This is a genomic window from Nocardia rosealba (genome assembly GCF_020216065.1).
GTDB lineage: Bacteria > Actinomycetota > Actinomycetes > Mycobacteriales > Mycobacteriaceae > Nocardia > Nocardia rosealba.
On sequence record NZ_JAIWNA010000003.1, the window covers coordinates 442,787 to 465,288 of the forward strand.

At 69.0% G+C, this 22,502-nt stretch carries 18 protein-coding genes and 1 pseudogene; 10 read left to right on the forward strand and 9 right to left on the reverse strand.

Translation table 11 applies throughout. The features are described 5' to 3' along the window. The first annotated feature begins 15 nt into the window (after nt 1-15). The 5 genes from alaS (at nt 16) to LDL21_RS15555 (ending at nt 6,013) form a co-directional block, all read left to right on the forward strand. Nucleotides 16-2,682: an alanine--tRNA ligase gene (gene alaS / locus LDL21_RS15535; RefSeq protein WP_225280627.1), complete on the forward strand. Its 2,667-nt coding sequence runs from the start codon at nt 16-18 to the stop codon at nt 2,680-2,682. After that, nucleotides 2,682-3,224, forward strand: a complete 543-nt coding sequence (ruvX, locus tag LDL21_RS15540) for a Holliday junction resolvase RuvX (RefSeq protein ID WP_225280628.1) — start codon at nt 2,682-2,684, stop codon at nt 3,222-3,224. Before alaS ends, ruvX begins: the two co-directional genes overlap by 1 nt. Beyond that, nucleotides 3,221-4,696: an endolytic transglycosylase MltG gene (mltG, locus tag LDL21_RS15545; protein WP_225280629.1), complete on the forward strand. Its 1,476-nt coding sequence runs from the start codon at nt 3,221-3,223 to the stop codon at nt 4,694-4,696. The genes ruvX and mltG overlap by 4 nt, the downstream gene beginning before the upstream one ends. Then, nucleotides 4,689-5,498, forward strand: a complete 810-nt coding sequence (locus LDL21_RS15550; RefSeq protein ID WP_225280630.1) for a shikimate dehydrogenase — start codon at nt 4,689-4,691, stop codon at nt 5,496-5,498. Before mltG ends, LDL21_RS15550 begins: the two co-directional genes overlap by 8 nt. Nucleotides 5,499-5,566: 68 nt before the next feature. Further along, complete coding sequence (locus tag LDL21_RS15555; RefSeq protein WP_225280631.1) at nt 5,567-6,013, forward strand: B-4DMT family transporter; 447 nt, start codon at nt 5,567-5,569, stop codon at nt 6,011-6,013. 167 nt (nt 6,014-6,180) lie between these two features. Here the strand turns inward: LDL21_RS15555 and aroB are convergent, their stop codons facing one another. From aroB to LDL21_RS15575, 4 genes and pseudogenes are all read right to left on the reverse strand, one after another. Beyond that, a complete protein-coding gene (gene aroB, locus LDL21_RS15560; protein ID WP_067493579.1) occupies nt 6,181-7,296 on the reverse strand; it encodes a 3-dehydroquinate synthase in 1,116 nt (371 codons plus the stop codon). Between the two features lie 596 nt (nt 7,297-7,892). Further along, nucleotides 7,893-8,588 (reverse strand): annotated as a pseudogene (locus LDL21_RS15565) (shikimate kinase); the annotation flags it as partial. Between the two features lie 329 nt (nt 8,589-8,917). Further along, nucleotides 8,918-10,126, reverse strand: a complete 1,209-nt coding sequence (gene aroC / locus LDL21_RS15570; protein WP_308017140.1) for a chorismate synthase — start codon at nt 10,124-10,126, stop codon at nt 8,918-8,920. Nucleotides 10,127-10,277: 151 nt separating this feature from the next. After that, the gene (locus tag LDL21_RS15575; RefSeq protein WP_225280632.1) at nt 10,278-10,751 is read right to left on the reverse strand and encodes a prepilin peptidase; all 474 of its coding nucleotides are present in this window, start codon (nt 10,749-10,751) and stop codon (nt 10,278-10,280) included. 209 nt (nt 10,752-10,960) lie between these two features. Between LDL21_RS15575 and LDL21_RS15580 the strand changes: the two genes are divergently transcribed. From LDL21_RS15580 to LDL21_RS15595, 4 genes are read left to right on the forward strand one after another with little or no spacing between them, the layout of a single operon-like run. Continuing rightward, complete coding sequence (locus LDL21_RS15580; RefSeq protein WP_225280633.1) at nt 10,961-12,082, forward strand: M24 family metallopeptidase; 1,122 nt, start codon at nt 10,961-10,963, stop codon at nt 12,080-12,082. 50 nt (nt 12,083-12,132) lie between these two features. Next, the gene (gene efp / locus LDL21_RS15585) at nt 12,133-12,696 is read left to right on the forward strand and encodes an elongation factor P (protein ID WP_067493585.1); all 564 of its coding nucleotides are present in this window, start codon (nt 12,133-12,135) and stop codon (nt 12,694-12,696) included. Nucleotides 12,697-12,698: 2 nt separating this feature from the next. Beyond that, entirely contained in the window at nt 12,699-13,208 is a 510-nt protein-coding gene (gene nusB, locus LDL21_RS15590) for a transcription antitermination factor NusB (protein ID WP_067636094.1), read from the forward strand. A 2-nt stretch (nt 13,209-13,210) separates the two neighbouring features. Next, nucleotides 13,211-13,474, forward strand: a complete 264-nt coding sequence (locus LDL21_RS15595; protein WP_225280634.1) for a YciI family protein — start codon at nt 13,211-13,213, stop codon at nt 13,472-13,474. On the opposite strand, the gene LDL21_RS15600 is transcribed toward LDL21_RS15595, so the two are convergent. Next, complete coding sequence (locus LDL21_RS15600; protein WP_225280635.1) at nt 13,458-15,131, reverse strand: FAD-dependent oxidoreductase; 1,674 nt, start codon at nt 15,129-15,131, stop codon at nt 13,458-13,460. The genes LDL21_RS15595 and LDL21_RS15600 overlap by 17 nt on opposite strands. 74 nt (nt 15,132-15,205) lie before the next feature. Between LDL21_RS15600 and LDL21_RS15605 the strand changes: the two genes are divergently transcribed. Further along, the gene (locus LDL21_RS15605) at nt 15,206-15,766 is read left to right on the forward strand and encodes a TetR/AcrR family transcriptional regulator (RefSeq protein WP_225280636.1); all 561 of its coding nucleotides are present in this window, start codon (nt 15,206-15,208) and stop codon (nt 15,764-15,766) included. Between the two features lie 191 nt (nt 15,767-15,957). Here the strand turns inward: LDL21_RS15605 and LDL21_RS15610 are convergent, their stop codons facing one another. From LDL21_RS15610 to LDL21_RS15625, 4 genes are all read right to left on the reverse strand, one after another. Further along, nucleotides 15,958-18,039, reverse strand: a complete 2,082-nt coding sequence (locus tag LDL21_RS15610) for an NERD domain-containing protein (protein WP_225280637.1) — start codon at nt 18,037-18,039, stop codon at nt 15,958-15,960. A 108-nt stretch (nt 18,040-18,147) separates the two neighbouring features. Then, complete coding sequence (locus tag LDL21_RS15615) at nt 18,148-19,332, reverse strand: serpin family protein (RefSeq protein ID WP_225280638.1); 1,185 nt, start codon at nt 19,330-19,332, stop codon at nt 18,148-18,150. A gap of 61 nt (nt 19,333-19,393) precedes the next feature. Beyond that, the gene (locus tag LDL21_RS15620) at nt 19,394-21,367 is read right to left on the reverse strand and encodes a UvrD-helicase domain-containing protein (RefSeq protein ID WP_225280639.1); all 1,974 of its coding nucleotides are present in this window, start codon (nt 21,365-21,367) and stop codon (nt 19,394-19,396) included. Between the two features lie 131 nt (nt 21,368-21,498). Then, complete coding sequence (locus LDL21_RS15625) at nt 21,499-22,464, reverse strand: quinone oxidoreductase family protein (RefSeq protein ID WP_225280640.1); 966 nt, start codon at nt 22,462-22,464, stop codon at nt 21,499-21,501. Between the last annotated feature and the right edge of the window lie 38 nt (nt 22,465-22,502).

Here is a 22,502-nt window from a genome sequence, read left to right on the forward strand (position 1 = left end):
GTAGGCTGGTCAGCTGTGCAGACCCACGAGATTAGACGGCGTTTCCTGGACCATTTCGTCCGTGCCGGACACACCGAGGTACCCAGTGCCTCGCTGATCCTGGCCGACCCCAACCTGCTGTTCGTCAATGCGGGCATGGTCCAGTTCAAGCCGTATTTCCTGGGTCAGGAAGCGGCGCCGTACGCGCGAGCTACCAGCGTGCAGAAGTGCGTGCGCACCGGTGACATCGAGGAGGTCGGCGTCACCACCCGCCACAACACCTTCTTCCAGATGGCGGGCAACTTCTCCTTCGGCGACTACTTCAAGGAAGGCGCCATCACCCTGGCCTGGGAGCTCATCTCCAAGTCCCAGGAAGAGGGCGGTTTCGGTTTCGACCCCGAACGCATCTGGGTCACCGCCTACGAGTCCGACCCGGAAGCCGCCGAGATCTGGCACCGCGTCGCCGGAATCCCCTACGAGCGCATCCAGTTCCGTGACGGCAAGGACAACTACTGGGACATGGGCGTGCCCGGCCCGGGTGGTCCCTGCTCGGAGATCTACTACGACCGCGGCCCCGCCTACGGCAAGGAAGGCGGTCCGGTCGCCGACGAGGACCGCTACCTCGAGATCTGGAACCTGGTGTTCATGCAGGACATCCGTGGTGAGGACAGCCCGAAGCTGGGCTTCCCGCCGGTCGGATCGCTGCCGCGCAAGAACATCGACACCGGTATGGGCGTCGAGCGCGTCGCCATGCTGCTCCAAGGCGTGGAGAACGTCTACGAGACCGACCTGCTGCGCCCCATCATCGACAAGGCCGAGCAGCTCACCGGCCGCTCCTACGGTGTCGAGCACGCCGACGACGTGCGCTTCCGCGTGATCGCCGATCACGTGCGCAGCTCGGCCATGCTCATCGCCGACGGCGTGAACCCCGGCAACGACGGCCGCGGCTACGTGCTGCGCCGCCTGCTGCGCCGTATCGTGCGCTCGGCCCGCCTGCTCGGCGCCGAGAAGCCGGTGATGGCCGAGCTGATGAAGGTCGTCTCCGACCTGATGTCGCCGTCCTACCCCGAGCTGGCCACCGACTTCTCCCGCATCGAGACCGTCGCTGTCGGCGAGGAAACGGCCTTCCTGAAGACCCTGAACACCGGCGAGACCCTCTTCGAGAACGCCGCGTCGGCGGTGAAGTCCAAGGGCGGCAAGCAGATCGCGGGTTCGGACGCCTTCGCCCTGCACGACACCTACGGTTTCCCGATCGACCTCACCCTCGAAATGGCCGCCGAGGCGGGCCTTTCCGTGGACGAGGCGGGTTTCCGCTCGCTGATGGCCGAGCAGCGTCAGCGCGCCAAGGACGACGCCCAGGCCCGCAAGCACGCCCACGCCGACCTGACCGTCTACAAGGAACTGGTCGACCGCGGCGCCACCGAGTTCACCGGTTTCGACGAACTCACCTCCGAGGCCAACGTGCTCGCGCTGATCTCCGGTGGTGTGCGGGTGCCCGCCGCCCAGGCCGGTGCGGACGTCGAGGTCATCCTGGACCGCAGCCCGATGTACGCCGAGTCGGGTGGTCAGATCGCCGACCGCGGCGCGATCACCGCCTCGGGGCTGAAGCTGCGCGTCAACGACGTGCAGAAGATCGCCAAGAAGCTGTGGGTGCACAAGGCCACCGTGGAACAGGGTCAGATCACCGAGGGCGATGTCGTTCTCGCCCAGGCGGACCCGTCCTGGCGTCGCGGCGCCACCCAGGGCCACTCCGGCACGCACATGGTGCACGCCGCGCTGCGGCAGGTGCTCGGCCCCAACGCCGTGCAGGCCGGTTCGCTGAACAAGCCCGGCTACCTGCGCTTCGACTTCAACTGGCAGGGCGCGCTGTCCGAGCAGCAGAAAGCCGATATCGAGGCCGTGTCCAACGACGCGGTCGGCGCCGACTTTCCGGTGAACACCTTCGTTACCGACCTGCCCAAGGCCAAGGCCATGGGCGCGATGGCGCTGTTCGGCGAGAACTACGGCGACGAGGTGCGTGTCGTCGAGATCGGCGGCCCGTTCTCGATGGAGCTGTGCGGTGGCACCCACGTGGAGCACTCCTCGCAGATCGGCCCGATCACCGTCCTCGGTGAGTCGTCGGTCGGTTCCGGTGTGCGCCGCGTCGAGGCCTTCGTGGGCCTGGACTCCTACAAGTACCTGGCCAAGGAACGTGCGCTGCTCGCCGGTGTCGCGTCGTCGCTGAAGGTGCCGTCGGAAGAGGTGCCCGGTCGCGTCGAGCAGCTCGTGGAGCGACTCAAGGTGGCCGAGAAGGAACTCGAGCGCACCAAGATCGCCGCCGTGCTTGCCTCGGCGGGCACGTTCGCCGAGCAGGCCGAGCGCGTCGGTTCCGTGCGCCTGGTCGCCGCCGCCGCGCCCGAGGGCGCCTCGGCCGGCGACCTGCGCACCCTGGCCACCGATATCCGTGGCCGCCTCGGCAGCGATCCGGCGATCGTCGTGCTGCTCGGCAACGTCGACGGCAAGGCGCCGTTCGTGGTGACCGTCAACAAGGCCGCCCAGGACCTCGGCTTCAAGGCGGGCGATCTCGTCGCCAGCTTCGGCCCGAGCATCGCCGGACGCGGCGGCGGCAAGCCGGAGATGGCGCAGGGCTCCGGCTCGGACCCGTCGGGTATCCCGAACGGTTTGACCTCGGTCCGCGCCCGGGTGGCCGAACTCGCCGGCTGATGAGCACCCCTGCCTCGGACGAGGCCCCGGCCGACCGACCCGATCCGGCGACCGACCCCGGTCGCGGCCGCCGGATCGCGGTCGATGTCGGCAGCGTCCGCATCGGCGTGGCGTCGTGTGACCCCGACGGGGTGCTCGCCACGCCGGTGGAGACCGTCGCGCGCGCCAAATCCAGCCGTCAGGGCGGTCCACCCGCCGACATCGCAAGAATTGCCGAGATTGTGCGGGAGTACGAGGCCGTCGAGGTGATCGTCGGCCTGCCCCGGACGTTGCGCGGCGAAAACGGCACCGCCGCGGGCATCGCCCGCAAGTTTGCCAAGCAGTTGCGCCGGGTGATCGACCCGATTCCGGTGCGCCTTTCCGACGAACGTTTGACTACGGTGTCTGCTGCACGTGCGTTGCGCGAGAGTGGAGTTCGCGCACGTGGCCAGCGGCAGATGATCGACCAGGCGGCAGCAGTGTCGATTCTGCAAGGATGGTTGGACGAGCGGAGTTCGATGGTGAAGGACGCAGCAGACACAGCGGTCGGAGATGATGCATGACCGACCGATGGGCCAGGGCCGAGGAGCGGTACCGGGCGCGTGAGGCGGACCGGCGTTACCCGCGCCGCGACGACTGGGGCCTGGACCCCCGTGCGTCGCGCGAGGAGCCCGAGGTCCCCGAATGGGACGACTTCGACGACGATACGAACGTCATCCCGCGCTACGAGGACGAGTTCCCCGAACCGGAACCCGAGCCGGAACCCGAACCGCCGCGCCGGGTGGGTCAGCGCCCACCGCGCGCCACACCCGCCGGACGCGGGCGTGGCAGATCCGGTGCGGGGCGCGGCAAACGGTCGCGGATCGCTTCACGCAAGGCGGCCGAACGCAAGCGCCGCCGCCGCAACATGTGGGTGGTGGCCGCCGTCTTCGCACTGCTGTTCGTCTCGGCGGCAGGCTTCGCGGGCTACAAACTGATGGGAAGCCTCGCTCCCGCCGAGGATTTCGCGGGGCCGGCAGGCAAACCCGTTGTCGTCCAGGTACATCCGGGCGACACCGCCACCGAGATCGCCGACGCGATGCACGAACGTGGGATCGTCGCCAGTTCCGAGGCCTTCTACGAGGCGGCCGTGCAGAACGCCGGGATGAACAGCGTGCAGCCCGGCTTCTACGCCATCGGTGAGCGCAGTCCCGCCGCCGACGCCGTCGCCGCGCTGGTCGGTGGCAAGTCCCGCGTGGGCAATGTGGTCGTGTCCGAGGGCAGGCTGCTGCACGACAAACACGACGTGAGCACCGGTGGCCGCTACGACGGCATCTACCGCAAGATCGCCGACGCCAGCTGCGTCGGCCCCGAACGCAAGTGCGTGACCTACGAGCAGCTGGACGCGGCAGGCGCCAGTCTCGACTTGGCCGCCCTCGGCGTGCCGCAGTGGGCCATGCAGGCGGTCAAGGACTGCCCCGACCGGGCCAGGCAGCTCGAAGGACTCATCGCGGCGGGCACCTGGGATTTCGATCCGAGTGGCACACCGCAGCAGATCCTCAAGCAACTGATCACCGCGAGTGTGCAGGCCTATGAGGCCACCGGACTGCTGCAGTCCGGAGCCGACACGAAGCTGTCGCCGTACGAGACGCTGATCGCCGCGTCCCTGGTGGAACGTGAGGCCAAGCCCGAAGACATGGGCAAGGTGGCACGGGTGATCGTGAACCGGCTGCAGGTCGGCCAGATGCTGCAGTTCGACTCCACGGTGAACTACACCCTCGACACCACCGAGGTCGCCACGACCGACGCCGACCGCGCCGCCGTGACCGCCTGGAACACCTACGCGATGGAGGGCCTGCCCAAGACGCCGATCGCCGCACCGTCGGTGGCCGCGTTGCAGGCGATGGAGAAGCCCGAGCCGGGACCGTGGCTGTACTTCGTCACCGTCGACAAGCAGGGCACGACCAAGTTCACCGACTCCTACCAGGAGCACCTGCGGCTGGTCACCCAGGCGCAGCGCAGCGGCATCCTCGACAGCTCGCGGACCGGTGGCTGAGCCGCGGAAGGCGGCGGTGCTCGGGCAGCCGATCGGGCATTCACGATCGCCGCAACTGCACACGGCCGCCTACCGCGCGCTCGGTCTGCCCTGGACCTACGAACGCATCGAATGCTCCGCCGAGCAACTGCCCGGTCTGGTCGACGGACTCGGCCCCGAGTGGGTGGGACTGTCGGTGACGATGCCGGGCAAGGAAGCGGCGCTCGCGTACGCGGACCGGCGCACCGACCGGGCGGAACTGGTCGGCTCGGCCAACACCCTGCTCCGCACCGGCGACGGCTGGCTGGCCGACTGCACCGATGTCGACGGCGTATTCGGCGCGCTGCGTGACGGCGGTGTCGAACGGGTCGAGGAGGCGGTGGTGCTGGGCGCAGGCGGTACCGCGCGGCCCGCTCTGCTCGCGCTGTCGCAGCTCGGCGCTCGATCGGTGACGATCGTCGTGCGCGATGCGGGGCGGGCGCGTGGTGCGCTCGACCTGGCCGAGCGGCTCGGGATGTCGGCTGCCACCGCGGCCTTCGATGCCGATTCCCTCGCCGCGATCTGCGCGCGGGCCTCCGCGGTGGTGAGCACGGTGCCCGCGGAGGCGGCGGGCGCGGTCGCGGAATCGGTGGCGACGGCGCCGGTGGTGCTCGACGCGATCTACAACCCGTGGCCGACACCGCTGGCGACAGCCGTAGGCGCGGCCGGGCACACGGTGGTCAGCGGGCTGCGGATGCTGCTGAACCAGGCCTACGGTCAGGTCGAGCTGTTCACCGGACAGCCCGCGCCCCGCGCGGCGATGGCGGCGGCACTCGACCTCTGATCGACCGGTTGCCGCGCCGATCCGCGAATTGGTACCGGTTCTAGTTTTGTCCGATTAGGGTGATGCACATGACCACTTGGCTGTTGCGTGCCATCGCACTCGGGGCGACAGTGGTCGCCCTGCGGGTTCTGCTCGGATTCGCCATGGCGGCCCTGCCGACCTTCGGCATCCTCTGGCGGGCTGCGTGCCTGATCGTGATCATCGGCGTGGCCATCGCTTGGGGCGCGCGCGACGCGCGCTCCGCCGACGGCACCGACCTCACCGTCCGCTGGCTGCTGGCAGGCATGGTCGCCGGACTGGGCAGCGGAGCGGTGTGCTGGATCCTCGACCAGGTCCCCGGCATCGAACTCGGCGACGCAGGCGCACTGTTCGAACTCACTTCCGCCGCGTCGTTCATCATGCTGCTGGTGTTCCTGCCCGCGATGATCGGCGTGGGTTACGGCCGTGCCCGGGCGCGCAGATCAGCCGCGAAGCCCCAAGCCGCCCCGGAGCCGGTCCCCGCTTACGCGGGATAGGCGGACGGCGTACCGCTGGAGGTGTGGTCCAGCGGTCGACGCCGCCTGTGCGCTGTGGGCGGCTGCGTCGAACTCGCCGCAGGGCGTGCCGCCTGCCTACGCGGGGTAGGCAGGCGGTGTCTCCGAGCGCGTTGCTCGTCCTCGCGTGGTGGAGGTGCGGCCCGAGCTCAGAGCAGGATCGCGCCGCTCGTCGGGGTCTCGCGGGCGATGGCCGAGTAGGCCGCCGCGAGCAGGCTCGGATCCGGGCCTTCGAGGCGGCCGGGCTTGGCCAGGCCGTCGAGCACCACGAAGCGGAGCACGCCGGAGCGGGTCTTCTTGTCGGTCTGCATGGCGTCCATCAGCTGCGGCAGCGCGTCGGCGTCGTAGCTCACCGGCAGGCCGACGCTTTCCAGGATGGTGCGGTGACGGTCGGCGGTCGCGTCGTCCAGGCGGCCGGCGAGGCGGCCCAGTTCGGCGGCGAACACCAGGCCGACCGACACGGCCGCGCCGTGACGCCAGCGGTAGCGCTCGCGCCGCTCCACCGCGTGGCCGAGGGTGTGACCGTAGTTGAGGATCTCGCGCAGGCTCGATTCCTTGAGGTCGGCGGCGACCACGTCGGCCTTCACCTGGATGGCGCGGCGGACCAGTTCGGGCAGCACCTCACCGGTGGGGTCGAGCGCGGCCTCCGGATCGGCCTCGATGAGGTCGAGGATCACCGGATCGGCGATGAAACCGGCCTTGATGATCTCGGCCATGCCCGCGACGATCTCGTTGCGCGGCACCGTTTCCAGGGTCACCAGGTCGACGAGGACGGCGCTCGGCTCGTGGAAGCTGCCGACGAGGTTCTTGCCCGCCTCGGTGTTGATGCCGGTCTTGCCGCCGACCGCGGCGTCGACCATGGCCAGCAGTGTGGTCGGCACGTGCACGATGCGCACCCCGCGCATCCAGGTGGCCGCCACGAAGCCCGCGAGGTCGGTGGCCGCGCCACCGCCGAGGCTCACCACGGCGTCGTTGCGGGTGAGCCCGATGCGGCCGAGCACCTCCCAGCAGAACCCGGCCACGGCCAGGTCCTTGCCGTCCTCGGCGTCGGGGATCTCGATGCGGTGTGCGTCGATCCCGGTGTCGGCCAGCGCCTTTCGCACTGCCTCGGCGGTCTCGGCCAGCGGCGGCTGATGGAAGATCGCCACGGTCCGCACCGCATTGCCCGCGGTCACCGCCTCGACGAGGTCGCCGAGCAACCCGCGACCGATGATCACCGGGTAGGGATCGGCGGTACGGACCTGGATGGTGGTCGGCTCTGTCACGTGCGCTGCTCCGATTCTCTCGGGTCGTTGGTCATACGTCTTGTCGCTCGCCGTCGCGGCCGCGCCCGCCAGGAACCCGGCGTCGGTTCCCCGGGCCCTCGATCAGCAGGTGGCTGAACCCCGCGCTGGTCGGTCGGGCCTGCGGGCGCTTCGGTGCCGGGATCGGTTGCCGAACTCCGGCGTCCACCTGCTTGATTTGCACCACCGCGCCGACCGCGTGCGCCACGTCTGCGGTTGCCGGATGATTCCTTGCCGCCGGATCTGCGACCGGTGACCGTCGGGGAGTCGTCGGTGCCGGCAGGGGAGCCCTGGGCGGTGGCGGAACGCGTAGTCGGCTGGGACTTGCGGCCGCGTCGGTTCGTGCGGGCGGTCTTGGGGTTTTCGGCGGCCAGGTTCTCGGCGCGTGCCTCGTCGGCAGGTGCGGCCGTGTCGGCGGTCGGCTCGCCGGTGCGGGTGGAGTCGGTCGCGCTGCCGACGGCACGGGACCGGCTGCCGTGTCGGCGCGAGCGGTTGCGGCGCGAGCGCCTGCCCTCACCGGCCGGCGGTGTTTCACCGGAGGCGGATCGTCCCGGCGCGGATCGTGCTGCGGCGGAAGCGGTTCCGTCGTTCTCGGTCTGGGCCGCGGGTGCGGCAAGGGTCTCGCCGCGCCGTGCGGCTGCTGCCCTGGCACGGGATCGTCTGCGCGCTTTGGAGCGGTTGCTGCCGGAGCCCGGTGTGGAAGGTGAAGGGGGAGTGGGCTTCGTGGCGTCGGCGGTACGCACGATGTCGGTGCGCACCGACTCGAGTCCCAACCGTGCCAGGATCATCCGCACCACCCGGCCCGGACTGCGACCGTCGGTGCGCACGCGCACGGTAGCGACTTCTTTATAGAGGGGGCGGCGCTGCTTCATCAGCTCGCGGTACTTCGCGGCGGGGTCGGCGCCGTTCAGCAGGGGACGGGCATTGCTCGAACCGGTGCGCCGAAGTCCTTCGCCCACACTGATTTCCAGGTACACCACGGTGGCACCGCGCAGCACCTCGCGCGTGCGCGCCGACAGCACCGACCCACCGCCGAGCGACACCACGCCCTCGTGCTCGAGCACAGCCCGCCGCACTACCTGCTCCTCGATACGGCGAAACTCCGGCTCACCGTCTTCGGCGAAGATCTCGGGAATGCTCCGCCCGGTCTCCGCCTCGATCCCCGCATCGGTATCGAACAGCTCGACACCCAGCTCCCTCGCCAGCTTGCGCCCGATCGTCGACTTCCCAGAACCGGGCGGCCCGACCAGCACCACCCGAGCACGCGCGACGATCCCGTCCTCGCTACCGGAATCGGCGCCCGGTGACGTGGGCGCGTTGTCGTCAGCCATGTCCGCACCTGCTGCGGGCGCGTTCTCGCCACCGGAGTCTGCACTCGGAGCAGTGTGCGCAATGTTCCCCCCGACCTCCGCGCTGGGGGCCGTGGCCGAGGCGTCGTCCCCGGCCTCCGGACCGGGTGCCGTGGTCGAGTCGGCGCCCCCCGTCCTTGCAGTGTGGTCGGGTGCCGTGCTCGGGTTGTCGCCGCTGGTCGCTGTGCCGGGTGCGGTCGTCGATGAGGGGCCCGCGTCGGTGTGGCGCGCGGTCCCCTCCTGGCCCGGCGTGGTCACGACGTGCGGCTGTCCGCGGGCACGTGGGGACGGCTGCTGATCCGCTCGAGGTAGCTGCTGATGTTGTCGACGGTCTCGGCCAGCGAATCGCCACCGAACTTCTCCAGCGCGGCCTGCGCCACGACCAGCGCCACCATCGATTCGGCGACGACGGCGGCGGCGGGCACCGCGCATACATCGGAGCGCTGGTGGATGGCGACAGCTTCCTCGCCGGTGGACATGTCGACGGTCGACAGCGCACGCGGCACCGTCGAGATCGGCTTCATCGCCGCACGCACCCGCAGCGCCTCGCCGTTGGTCATGCCGCCTTCGAGACCGCCCGCGCGGTTGGTCGAGCGCAGCACACCGTCGGGACCGGGGCGCATCTCGTCGTGGGCCTGGCTGCCGCGGCGGCGCGCGGTCTCGAAACCGTCGCCGACCTCGACACCCTTGATCGCCTGAATACCCATGAGCGCGGCGGCGAGTCGCGAGTCGAGTCGCTGCTCACCACTGGTGAACGAGCCGAGTCCGATGGGCAGCCCGTCGATGATCACCTCGACGACCCCACCGAGGGTGTCGCCGTCTTTCTTGGCGGCCTCGATCTCGGCGATCATCGCCGCTTCGGCCTCGGCGTCGAACGCGCGCACCGGGCTGGCGTCGACGGCATCGAGATCCTGGCGACCAGGCACGACGCCGGTGGTGTTCGCGGCGGTACCGATCGACACGACGTGCGAGATCACCTCGACGCCGAAGGCCTGGCGCAGGAAGTTACGGGCAACGGTGCCCGCCGCCACGCGAGCGGCGGTCTCCCGGGCGCTGGCCCGCTCGAGCACCGGGCGTGCGTCGTCGAAGCCGTACTTGAGCATGCCGGAGTAGTCGGCGTGTCCGGGGCGCGGACGGGTGAGGGGGGCGTTGCGCGCCATGCCTTCCAGCGCCGCCGCGTCGACGGGATCGGCCGACATCACCTCGGTCCACTTGGGCCACTCGGAATTGGCGACCTCGATCGCGACCGGACCGCCCATGGTCCGCCCGTGGCGCACGCCACCGACCAGGGTGACCTTGTCGGCCTCGAACTTCATCCGGGCGCCGCGCCCGTAACCGAGCCGGCGGCGCGCGAGCTGTGCGGAGACATCGTCCGATGTCACCTCGACTCCGGCGACCATCCCTTCCAGGAGGGCGACGAGAGCGGGACCATGGGATTCTCCGGCAGTTATCCAGCGCAACACGCCGACCATCTTCCCATGTCGGCGCCCGTGGTCGGGCACGTGGTCCGCAGTGACGAGCGGCACGTCGGTGGTGTGCCTGCTCGCACGCCCAGCAGACCGTCACGCCGGTGCTGTGCGGACGGTGTCGCGATTCGGCGCGTCGGCGTCGCTGTCATGCCAGCGCCATCGCCGTCACCGTGGCCAGACACATCGCCGGACCGTGGGGTACCACCCGTCGTGAGGTCACCTGCCGCGCGCCCTCGACGGCGCGGCCCGATACCGAACGCAACCAGTGCCTACTCAGCACCACAGCCGCCGCCACCGCCGTGAGCAGTGGCGCCGCTACGGCCGCCCACGTCCACGCGGGTGGGCCGGCCAGTGCGGCGGCGGCGCCCAGCGCGATCGCCAGTTTCACATCACCGGCGCCGAGCGCGGCGGGCGCGATCAGATGGGTGACCAGGTAGGGCATGGTCAGCAGGGCGGCACCGATCAGCGCCGTGGTCAATTGCCCGGTGGACCAGGCGAACCCGAAGACGGCGACCGCACCCGCGCCGGTGAGCGCGTTGGGCAGGCGACGAGCATGGACATCGATCACGCCGAGGAGCAGACACCAGGCGATGAGCAGGCAGAACGCGGCAGTAGTCATGTGTCGATCGTGCTGGTCCGAGCGGCGGCGATCGAGTCCTCTCTGCCGAATGTGGACAACTTCCGCACATGTGGACAGCCCGATCTCCAGAACTGCTGTCGCAGACGGACTCCGCCGAGGTCGGCGCAGGAAAAGCCGGTGCCACGCCCGGAACCGAACATGGCGCACTCGATGCCCACGTGTCCGTGGTTCGGCGGTAGCGTTGACTCATGTGTGCTGACTACACGGGTCCCGACCACGCGGCACGGCGTGGCGCCCTGCGGAGCCTGCTGGTGGAGAACGGCGTCGACGCGCTGCTCGTGACCGATCTGGTCAATATCCGCTATCTCACCGGCTTCACCGGTTCCAACGCCGTCCTGCTCGTGCACTCGTGGGACATGCGTGGCGCCGAGGACCGCACCGTCATCGGCACCGACGGCCGCTACGCCGCCCAGGTGGCCGAGCAGACCCCGGATCTCCGTGCCGAGATCTCGCGCGCCACCGCCCGGCGCATCCTCGAGCTGGCCGGCGAGTGGCAACTCGGCCGCGTCGGCTTCGAAAGCCACGTGGTGACCGTCGCCGAGCACGAGTCGTACGGGGAGCTGCGCACCGGGCTGCAGCTCGTGCCGACCTCCGGCCTGGTCGAGCAGCTGCGGATGGTCAAGGACGACTACGAGGTCGAGCAGTTGCGGGCCGCGTGCGCCGCCGCCGACGCCGGGCTGGCGTCCCTGCTCGAGCGTGGCCTGCTGCGGCCCGGGCGCACCGAGCGCCAGGTGGCGAGGGATCTCGAATGGGCGATGTTCGAGCACGGCGCCGAGGCCGTCTCGTTCGAGACCATCGTGGCCGCGGGCGTCAATTCGGCCGTGCCGCACCACCGGCCCACCGGTGCGGTCCTCGCCGAGGGCGACTTCGTGAAACTCGACTTCGGCGCGGTCGTCGACGGCTACCACTCCGACATGACGCGCACGCTCGTCCTCGGTGAACCGGCCGGCTGGCAGCGCGAGATCTACGAGCTGGTCGCCCGCTCCCAGCAGGCGGGGCGGGAAGCGCTGAAACCAGGTGCCAAGACCGCGGAGGTCGACGCCGCCGCCCGCGTGGTCATCGAGGGCGCGGGCTACGGTGCGCAGTTCGTGCACGGCCTCGGACACGGCGTCGGGCTGCAGATCCACGAAGCGCCCGGAGTGGCCAAAACGAGTACCGGTACACTTCTGGCAGGCGTGGCGGTGACCGTCGAACCAGGTGTGTACCTTCCCGGCCGCGGCGGGGTCCGGATCGAGGACACGCTCGTGGTGCGCGAAGGGGGCCCGGAACTGCTCACCCTCACCAGCAAGAACCTGACCGTCGTCGAGTGACGACGGCGCCCCCAGAGACACGCAGTAACGAACGAGGAGATCCGAAGACAGTGGCGGACACCAGCGACTTCAAGAACGGCCTTGTGCTGAAGATCGACGGTCAGCTTCAGCAGATCGTCGAATTCCAGCACGTGAAGCCGGGTAAGGGCCCCGCCTTCGTGCGGACCAAGCTGAAGAACGTCGTGTCCGGCAAGGTCGTCGACAAGACCTTCAACGCGGGTGTCAAGGTCGAGACCGCCACGGTCGACCGTCGCGATATGACCTACCTGTACCACGACGGCTCCGACTACATCTTCATGGACGGCGAGACCTACGACCAGATCTCCATCCCGGAGGCCACCATCGGTCAGGGTGCGCGCTTCCTGCTGGAGAACATGGGCGTGCAGGTCGCCGTGCACGAGGACGCGCCGCTGTTCGTCGAGCTCCCGGTGACCATCGAGTTGCTGGTGCAGCACACCGACATCGGTCTGCAGGGCGACCGCTCCACCGGCGGCACCAAGCCCGCCACCCTGGAAACCGGCGCCGAGGTGCAGGTCCCGCTGTTCATCAACACCGGTGACAAGCTGAAAATCGACTCGCGCGACGGCAGCTACCTCGGCCGCGTCAACGCCTGATCGTGGCGGACTCCCCGGCAGACAAGAAGGGCTCGTACAAGAAGCTCGGTGCGCGCCACAAGGCGCGTCGCCGTGCCGTGGACATGCTGTTCGAGGCGGAGGCGCGTGACGTCGACGTCTCCGATCTGCTGGCCGAGCGGGCCGAGCTCGCGACCCGCGATCAGAGCGTGGCCCCTGTGCACCCGTACACCAACACCCTGGTCGAGGGCGTCGCCGACGACCTCGACCGGGTGGACGGCACCATCGAGTCCTACCTGCAGGACTGGACCCTGACCCGGCTGCCCGCCGTGGACCGGGCCATCCTGCGGATCGCGGTGTGGGAGCTGTTCCACGCCACCGACGTGCCGCCGGTCGTCGCAGTCGACGAGGCCGTGGAGCTGGCCAAGGAGCTGTCCACCGACGATTCTCCGTCGTTCGTGAACGGTGTGCTCGGCCAGGTCGTGCAGGTGGCGCCGCAGGTGCGGGCCGCCGCGGCGGCGACACGGGCCCCTCGGCAGGAACCTGAGGCCTGAGCGTGGCCAAGTACCTGGTGATGGCCCGGCGCACGCCCGGGTTCGACGCCTCGGTCATCGAACCGCACCGTGAATTCCTGCGTGACCTGCTCGCGAAAGGGCAGCTGCAGGAGAGCGGTGGATTCAGCGACGGCACCGGCGGCGCCTATGTGGTGCTGGCCGAAAACCTCGACGCCGCAACGACAATCGTGCACTCCGATCCGCTGCACACCATGGGTGCTTCGGAACTGACCATTCACGAATGGACGATCACCGTCTCCGCGTGATCCCGTTCCGCCGACAGCCGCGCGCTCGACCGAGCGTGCGGCTGTTCGCTTTTCCTGAAGGTGGCAGGGTCGTCGACAGCGTGCGGACCAGGTAGTCGGAGAGGACCCGGCTGTCGGTACTGCGAGCAGCGATGTAGCCGTCGGGTCGTATCAGGATCAGCGTGCCGGGTTTCGCGTGCAGCAACCGCCGCGCCTCGACGCTGACGAACACGGAGACGGTGTCGGTGCAGGTTGCGGAGTCCACGACGAGGCAGGTCAGGACATCTTTCTCGTCGGCGAACTCGCGCAGTTTCGCGGCGGTCCGAGCCCCGAATCCCAAGATGGTCCAGTGGGTTCCACGAGTGATGTCGAACAGCCGAGCTCGTGTTCCGTCGATCGTTGTGCCTCGGGCATCGGGAGCGCGGTCACCCGGGCGTGGGCCGCGCCGGCGTGAGGGGTCGGTGAGGGTGAGGGGTGAGTCCGGGTAGGCGACAGCGAGCTGATCCGTCTTCGCCAGCAGTTTGACCATCACCGCGGGGCGCTTCACCAGCGGGAAGATCACATGATCGCGGAGGAAACGGCGCACGCCGCGCAGCCCGAACACGGACTCGAACCCGCGTGAACTGCCCGCGAGCACCTTGGCTGCGACCGGGATCCGCTCCAGCCCATAGCTGTCGAGCAGCGCGTCGTCTGCGCCGGCGAGTACCGCGGACAGTTTCCAGCCCAAATTGTAGGAATCCTGGATGCCGGTGTTCATGCCTTGCCCGCCCGCCGGGGAGTGCACGTGCGCGGCGTCGCCGGCCAGGAAAACCCGGCCGTACCGGTAGCGGTCCACCATGCGAGCGTTGAAACGGTAGCGCGACAACCAGGTCGGCTCGGAGAGCGTGACATCGCGCCGGCCCGAGCGGGTCGCGAACAGCTCACGGAAGGTCTCGAGGGTCGGCTCGGGTACTGATCCATCCTGAGCGGGCCGCGCATTCGCCTGGAACTGCCACGCCCCGTCGGCATGCGGTAGCGGCGAAACAGCGAGATAACCACTGTCTTCGGTGAACCAGGCGTACGCGGCATCCGAAGCGAGTCCGGAGATGCGCACATCGCCGACCAGGAAGTACTGGTCGTCGTGGGTGCGGCCGCTCATCGTCGCGCCCAGTAGGTGCCGAACCGTGCTGTGCCCGCCGTCGGAGCCGACCAGATACCGGGCCCGCACGGTATCGCCGTTCTCCAATACCGCGACGACACCGTCGGCACCCTGTTCGAACGACGCCAACGCGGAATCGAACGCGACTTCTCCGCCGAGTGCTTCCAGGCGGTCTCGCAGCACCTGCTCCACACGCCATTGCGGCAACAGCACGAGGTCGGGATACGGAATGCCCGGCCGTGGACCAGTTCCGGCGCTGGTCGCGAGTTCGACGGTGAACTTCTCGCCCTGGTGCAGGCGCAGCGGCAGCCCGGTCTCACCGGCAGCGAAGATCTGGTCGATCACACCGAGGTCGGCGAACACTTCCAAACTGCGCGGCTGCAACCCTTTTCCGCGCGAGCCGGTGGCGGGACCCTCGTTGCGGTCGATTATCCGGTGGCTGACACCGCGCCGCGCCAACTCGAGCGCGAGGGTCAGACCGGTCGGGCCCGCACCCACCACGAGAACGTCGGTGTCGTGAACATTGTTGCCTTGCCTCATCGGAACCACCCCTACTTTGATCTACTACGATGTAGTAGATCAAAGTAGTACTACGATGTAGTAGAATCAAGGCCGTGCCGAAGAAGACCGATCGACGGGAACGATTGGCGGATGCCGCTCTCCGCCTGATAGACGAGATCGGGCTGTCCCAGGTAACCCACCGCGCCGTCGATAAAGCGGCCGATGTCCCTCCCGGCACGACCTCCAACTACTTCCCGACGCGAGCCGCGCTGTACGCGGCCATCGCCCGCCGTATCCTCGATCAACAGTCCGCTGCCGAAAGCCGGTTCCCCGCAGGTACATCCGCCAGCCCCGGGCAAGTCGCCGAACTCCTCGCCGACGCCGTCGACGCAGGAGCCGGCCCCGCCCGCAACCGGCATCTGGCCCGCTTCGAGCTGTCGACCGAAGCGGCTCGCAACCCAGAGTTGGCCGCCCTCATGCGGGAATTGCGCGCTGTCACCGTCCGCACCCGCGCCGCCCAGATCCGTACCGCGTACCCGCACGCCACCGACGAGCAGGTCGACGCCGTGGTTTCCCTGCTCACCGGAGTCGCCTTCGACCGTATCGCTCTCGGCGTGCCCGACACCGACACCGCCGCCATCGTCCGCGCTGTCTTACAGGGGTACTTCGAGTAAGCGACGACCCTGCTCTGCCGTGCTGCCTGCAACCCGCACATCGGCAGGACGGGCCGGTGGGCCCGACGGCCTCCGCCGGTGGGTGTACGAGGAAACCGGCGGAGGCGCGGCCGCGCCGGGTAGCGCGGTGTCGGGTGTGCCGTGGGCACCCGATGATCCTGCAACCTCGAGTGGGCTCGAGGTCAAGAGGGTCAGCGGCGGGCGTGGACGAGGGGGGCGAGGAAGCTTTCGATCTGTGCACCCGACGGTTGACCGAGGCGCCTGCCCAGATAGTCCGGTGCGTCGCCGGCGGCCCGGCAGCGGTCGGGGTCGGTGTTGGCCGGGTCGTTGGAGTAGCGCTCGCCGAGCATGGTCGCCTTGGCGACTTCGCGTCCGGTGCGCAGCTCGTAGACGATCACCTCGTAGGTGGCGCGGAACAGGTTGACCGTGCGGCCCACCGGTGTGCCGGGCGAGGGTGCGTACTGGCAGGTCTGGACGAGGTCGCGCAGTTCCAGTTGCTTCATGCAGGCGATGAGCTGCACCGATGACGGGTCGGTCGGGCGCCACGCGCTCGAATCCTCCGGCCGGACCATGCTCGTGAGATGGCCCGACAGATAGATCGGCGCCACATCGCCGCGCTGGTAGGGGGCGGCGTTCGGGAACGGCTTCTTGTCCGGCCCGCACATGCGGTCGTAGTCCGACATCTCGAAACGGCTCGCCTGCACCGCCGTGATGGCGAAGAACCCGGCCCCGAACAAGAAGATGAACAGGATCAAGCCGAGCCCAGCACCGATCTTCGGCAGACTCCTGCCGCGCTCCGCACGCTCGCGAACGGGGCGGTTCTGCCAGCGTGCACGCAGTGACGGTCCGCTCGGCCCGGTGCGCCGGAGCGATCCCGTGCGCCGGAAGTCGCGCCAGCGACGGCGCAGCGACGGGCGCCGCGCGGGTTGCTCGTGGCCGACCCAATCGGTCCAGTTACCCGAATTCGACGAGTGTGTATCGGTGCTCGACGGGGTGCTCCAGGAAGCGGCGGCCGCACCGGACGACCAGCTTTCGCCGCGCGGCTGGTTGGTGTCGGCGGTGCGGGAATCATCGTGCCGCTCACCAGGTTCCACCGCCGTGCTCGAATCGAGCGTCGGCGTGGGGGGAAGGCGTTCGGGTTCGCCTCGGCCGCTCTTGCTCAGCGAGATGACGTGGTCGGAATCGCGATCGTGGACATCGTCATCCCGCGGCCCGTCAACCGGCTCCTCCGTTTCGCCGCGCAGCGGCGGTGCACTGGAGTGTTGTGCAACGGCCTCGCCGCTCCCGGGCGATGCGGCGCGCTCCGGGGATGCCGAATCAACCGATATGTCGGTCGAATTCGGCACCTGAGCGCTCGTCACCACATCATCGGGTGGTCCCGCACCAACAGGTGCCGATTCCTGTTCGGCAGGGGTAGTCGCTGTCGCGGTGGAGGTCGGCGCAGGCGCGGACCGATGCGGCCGGTTCGCCAGCCGGTCGATCGCCGCCAAGAACGCGGGCGTCGGCGACTGACCCGTCCCCACCGGATCATGACGAGTCGCCTCGGCTTTCTCGTCCTCGGAATGTGTTGCCGCCGAGCCGGACAGCGAACCGAGCTCCGCCGGTGAAGCGGGCGCCGCGGGCCGGCTGGTGGCTGCCGCTTCGAGTTCGTCCGGGAACCCCTGCGCCGTCAGTTCGTCGGTCGAGGGCAGCAGGTGACCGAGATTGAGGGCCGTGAAAACCCGCGCGACGTCCTCGACGCTGAGCCGAACGGTTCGCCCGATCTCGGCTTCGAAGTAGTCGTGCAACGCGGTGAAGTCGTCGCGGTCGACGATCACCGCACGGTATCCGTCGGCGATGCGTGTTTCCTCGATGGTGATCTGGGCGCCCGGCTGGGGGACCAGTGCGATGACCGCGTTCACCCAGCCGAAGATCCCGGACTGCTGCAGCAGGCTTTTCGCCGCGAACACCTGCCTGCGCACCTGCACGAACGGGTTCGGCACGCGCGCGGCGTGATACAGCGCCGCCGGGGCACCGTCGATGGTCCACGGTCCGTTCGGTGGGGTGGCGAGGGTGCCTTCCTGGCGGGTGGTGAAACCCTTGACCTCCAGGATGGTCACGGTCTGCGGGGTGCACACCAGCGCGTCGACCTCGACCGACCCGCCCCGGTTCTCCGGCACATGGCAACGGAAGACCGCGACGCCACCGGCCCGGAATGCCTCGTCGCGGATCGCCGCACCGACGATTTGTTCCGCGCCTTCGAGTTCGGTCTCGTCCGCGACAACGACGATCACCACGACCCCCTGAGCACCCGACTGCGGACCCCTACCAGAATACGGCCTCCCCGTGCCGTTCCGAATCCTGTTGCCGAGCAACGTGTTCGGTAAGAATGATTACCCATCTCACCACGGCGCGCTTCCGGGCGGCCGTGGGTCCTCGCCCGCCGGACGTTCCCAGGTGAGTGGGGGTGTGGTGACCTGGCCCGCGACGAGCACCAGCCCGGTCGGCCGGTCGACGGCGAGGAATCCGAAGGGCCGATCGATATTCACCGAGGTGATGGTGGCCCACTCCAGCTGCGGCATCCAGCCCAGGGTCACGGCCGCGGCGGTCACCGCGGCCGCCTCGAAGCCCGCGGCGTCGAACCGTGCGATCACATTCTGCGCCGCGGCCTCGACGGCGAGCGGGAACGAGCTGATGCCCGGAAAATGCCCTCGCGAAGAATCACTGGCGGCGGAGAGGCCGAACAGCGCGGCGTGGTCGAGAAGATCGTGGTGTGCGGCGATGTCGAAGGGCGGAAGCGTCAGGACAACAGAGTCGCCGTCGGCGGTCTCACGCCGCTCGACGGTCAGACAGGGGGCAGTCGTTCCCAGTGGGAGGTCAGACGTGGCGGGCAGGGACCCGTCGAGTGCCGCGATACCCGCCTCCACGGCATGGCGAGGGTCGGCACCGATCAGGAGATGAACATCCAGCTCCCCACGACCGGCGACGATCACCCTGGTGACGTCCGAACCGAGAACGGACACACTGCCGTCGGGATAGCTGCTCCGGTACAGCCCGGTGCCGCGATGCCCCTGCCAGGGACCGGTTGCGGGCATCCACAGAATCTCGTCGAACGGCGTGACCCACTTGGTCCGCGCCAACAGGGCTGTGGCCAGCGCGAATACGGTCGAAGGCGAGATCGGCACCGGAAATTTCCCGATCAACCCGCCGGTCTGCTCCCGCGCCCAAGCATCAAGTGCGGCAGGATCACCCAGTTCGCCGACGGTTCCAGCCGGCATACTGGCGATCCATTCCGGGCGCACAGGCAGACCAGCCTTCGCCCATGCGCCGATCGCCGTGGACACCTCCCGGGAATCGTCGAGGGATTTCAGCATCGCCAGCCCGGCCGCATGCGCCTCGTCGGCCGGAACCCCCAGGGCAGCGGCCAATTCGGTCCTGGCCGGTCCCTCCGCCGCACCCGCGAGGACGGCGAGCAACGGCCACAGCCCGGCCGCCGACACCGCCGTGTTCGCGCCCCCGAAGGTGGTGCACCACCGCGCCGTGAGCTCGTTGGCCGAGCGGACGTGTGGCATCAGCAAACTCCCCATGGGCGCCGATCTTACGACCAACCACCGACAACTCGCCGTCTTCCCACGGCGGCGCAGCCGATCAGTCGCGAACGATCCCCAGCCAGACATAGTCCCTGGCCCGGGTCACCGCGACGAATTGCTGACGCATCAGCAGGTCGTAGCGTTCCTGCTCGGCATCGGTGCGCGGCGGTGGCGTGGGTTGGGTGAACGGGTGGATCACCGCCTGGAAGTCCAGCCCCTTCGCCCGGTACACGGTGCCGACCTTGACGCCGCTGTCGGTATCGGCGCAGCGGTAGTCGACGAGCTCCTGTGCCGCGATGCCCCATTCGCGCAGCGTGCGCAGGACGGCGTCGGCCTCGGCGTTGGTGATCGTGATGACGGCGGTGTCCGACAGCGAGATCCCCTCGGCGACAATACGATCGAGCTGACGCCGAAGATGGTCGGGCAGTTCGGCGCTGGTGCAGGTGATCTGTTCGGCGTAGCCGTCGGGCAGGACGGCATCGGTGAGGTCGAGGCTGTGCCGGTCCGGGGTGTCGACATCGTCGACCGGGCAGGCGCCGTCCAGGCTCGCGGCCAGTTTCAGGATCGCGTGCCGATTGCGGTAGTTCTTGGTGAGCTTCTCGCTGCGACCGACGATATTGATGTCGGCATCGATGAAACGCCAACCGCCCGCGTAGATCTGCTGCTGGCGGTCCCCGACGAACAGCAGCGAATTCGGTTCGTCGCCGGTGAGCGCGTGCACCAGGCGCACTCCCTGCAGGGTCATGTCCTGCATTTCGTCGACGACCACCATCGCGTACGGCCGCGGCAACGGGTTGGCGCGCAGTTCGTCGAGCGCGGCGGTGATGACGTCGTTGCCGTCGTAGCACTGGCGTTCGGTGCGGATCCGCTCGTATTCCACGTACAGATTCCACACGTGTACGCGCTGGCTGGTGCGCAATGCGACGCGCCTGCCCCGGCGGTCCAGCCCGTCGTAGGCGGCGAAACCCGCCTCGGTGGGTGGTAGGCGTCGGCCTTTGATCACCCGATCGATCTCCTCGCGCCAGTAGCGGGGATCGGGGGCGGCGTTCGTGAGCGGGCTCGAGCGGCCGACCTTGGCCCACGCGCGATTGAACGCGGTCTCGGTGCGGCGTAGTTCCATCTTGCGGTGGATACCGCGTTCGGCGAGGAAGTCCTGCGCCCAGGAGTGCAGGTTGGTGAATTCCGCGCGACCCACCGTCGGCAGCAGGCGGGCGAACGCGGATTCCTGGCACGGCGGCAGGTTCTTCACCAGTGTGGTGAACAGCAGCGGTCCCGTGCTGCGGCGCGCCCGGTGCGCCATCCGGTGCAGCGCGAGCACCGTTTTGCCGGATCCGGCCGGGCCGACGATGCGGGCCGGCCCGTTGTGATTACGGGTCACCAGGGCGAGCTGGTCGGGATCGAGGAACGACAGCCAGGTCGGGAACGGTTTGCGCAGCGCACCGGTCAGATGGTCGGTGCGCAGCGACTCCACATCGAGTAGACCGTCGGACTCGGTGGGTGCCTGTTCCGGTTCCACGCGGGGCACCGCCCGGTAGTCGGAGTTGCGTCGCGCGGTGTGTTCGGCGAGCGCACCGGCCAGCCGGGCGGGCATCACGGGCTTGCGGCTCAGCAACGACCGAACCGTGGCATCGGTGCACACCACGAACCGTCCGTCCGCGCCGGTGTGACGGCCCGGTGGCAGCACGAACACCAATTCGACCGTCTCGCGCACGAATTCGTTGCCGTTCGGCCCGATCTTCACGCCGGTGAACATCTGTTCGGCCTGTGCCCGCAACCGTCGGATCTGCGCCTCACCGGGCAGTTCGTCCACCACGTTGACCGCGAAAACGCCACCGGGCCCGACGATCACCGCATCACACCGCCCCGCGGGCGCGGGCTGCCGACGATGCAACAGCAGCCGCCAGCGCTGTCGCCCGGCCAGCAGTACCGACGTGTAGACCCCACGCGACCGCCCCGGCATTTCCTCGACGGTCTCGGCCAGCGCCTCCTCGGCCCGTACCCGCAGAACCTCATGATCATTACTGGAAACCATCACGCCACCCCACTGTTCCGTGCACTCCAACGCCCCTCCAGTATCGTCCGATACCCAAGCAACAGAACGCATTTCGGACCAAGAGGTGACCGCGGACCCACACCCGACCGGTCGGATTGCCGACCGCTGATTCACGGTCGCAACAACACGCTGCCCATCGCGACACGATCCTCGAGCATCCGATGCGCCTTCGCGGCGTCGGCCATCGGGAGTACCGCGTCCACCACCGGAACCAGTCGCCCCTGCGCCGCGGCTTCCAACGCCGCCGCACCGTGTGCGGCCACCGTGCCCGACCAGGCCGGACCCGCGCACCCGGTGAGCGTGAGCCCCCGCAGGATCAGATCCGCCGCCGCGACCTGAGCGGGGGCTCCCGCGAGCCACCCGTAGCTGAGGATTCGACCCCGCAGTGGGGTGACGAGGTCGAGCAGAGGTGTCAACGAGTCGCCGCCGATCGAATCGAAGACGACGCCGAGGGTGTCGTCGCCGAGCAGTGCCGGTAGTTGCCGCGCCCAGTCCGGTGCGTGGTGGTCGACGACCTCGTGCGCACCGTTGGCGCGGGCCAGTTCGGCTTTCGCAGGGCCACCCGCGGTGGCGATCACCCGCAGTCCTGCTGCGGCGCACAATCGGGTGAGGCTCGCACCGACTCCGGTCGCCGCCGCCTCGATGAGCACGGTCTCACCTGTGCTCGGCGCCGCGGTGTCGAACAGCGCGGTCGCCACCGACCCGGCCATCAGGATCGCCGCGGCGGCATCCAGTTCGAGACCGGCCGGGACGGCAGTGACCGAATCCGCCGCCACCGCGACATATTCGGCATACGACCCGTATCCGGGCGTGGACACGACGACCCGTGAGCCGACGAGCCCTGAATCTATGTCGGCACCGACCTCGACCACGGTGCCCGCTGCTTGGAACCCGAACACCGCGGGTAGTCGCGCGGGAAACGGGAAGGCTCCCGACCGCATCAGGGTCTCCGGGTAGAGCACCGGGATGGCCTCGATCCGGACGAGTACCTCACCCGCCGCTGGTCGTGGGGCGTCGACTTCCGCGACGACCAGGACTTCGGGTGCGCCGACGGTGGTCATTACGATTGCTTGCAACGGAACTCCATAAGTTGACTGACGGTCCAGTTCTCTCG

Excerpts from the sequence above, each read along its gene's own strand:
- LDL21_RS15615 (WP_225280638.1), bottom strand. The coding sequence starts at position 19,332 with ATGGGGAGTTTGCTGATGCCACACGTCCGCTCGGCCAACGAGCTCACG.
- LDL21_RS15555 (WP_225280631.1), top strand. The coding sequence starts at position 5,567 with ATGACCACTTGGCTGTTGCGTGCCATCGCACTCGGGGCGACAGTGGTC.
- LDL21_RS15580 (WP_225280633.1), top strand. The coding sequence starts at position 10,961 with ATGTGTGCTGACTACACGGGTCCCGACCACGCGGCACGGCGTGGCGCC.
- ruvX (WP_225280628.1), top strand. The coding sequence starts at position 2,682 with ATGAGCACCCCTGCCTCGGACGAGGCCCCGGCCGACCGACCCGATCCG.
- mltG (WP_225280629.1), top strand. The coding sequence starts at position 3,221 with ATGACCGACCGATGGGCCAGGGCCGAGGAGCGGTACCGGGCGCGTGAG.
- LDL21_RS15600 (WP_225280635.1), bottom strand. The coding sequence starts at position 15,131 with ATGAGGCAAGGCAACAATGTTCACGACACCGACGTTCTCGTGGTGGGT.
- LDL21_RS15620 (WP_225280639.1), bottom strand. The coding sequence starts at position 21,367 with ATGGTTTCCAGTAATGATCATGAGGTTCTGCGGGTACGGGCCGAGGAG.
- LDL21_RS15575 (WP_225280632.1), bottom strand. The coding sequence starts at position 10,751 with ATGACTACTGCCGCGTTCTGCCTGCTCATCGCCTGGTGTCTGCTCCTC.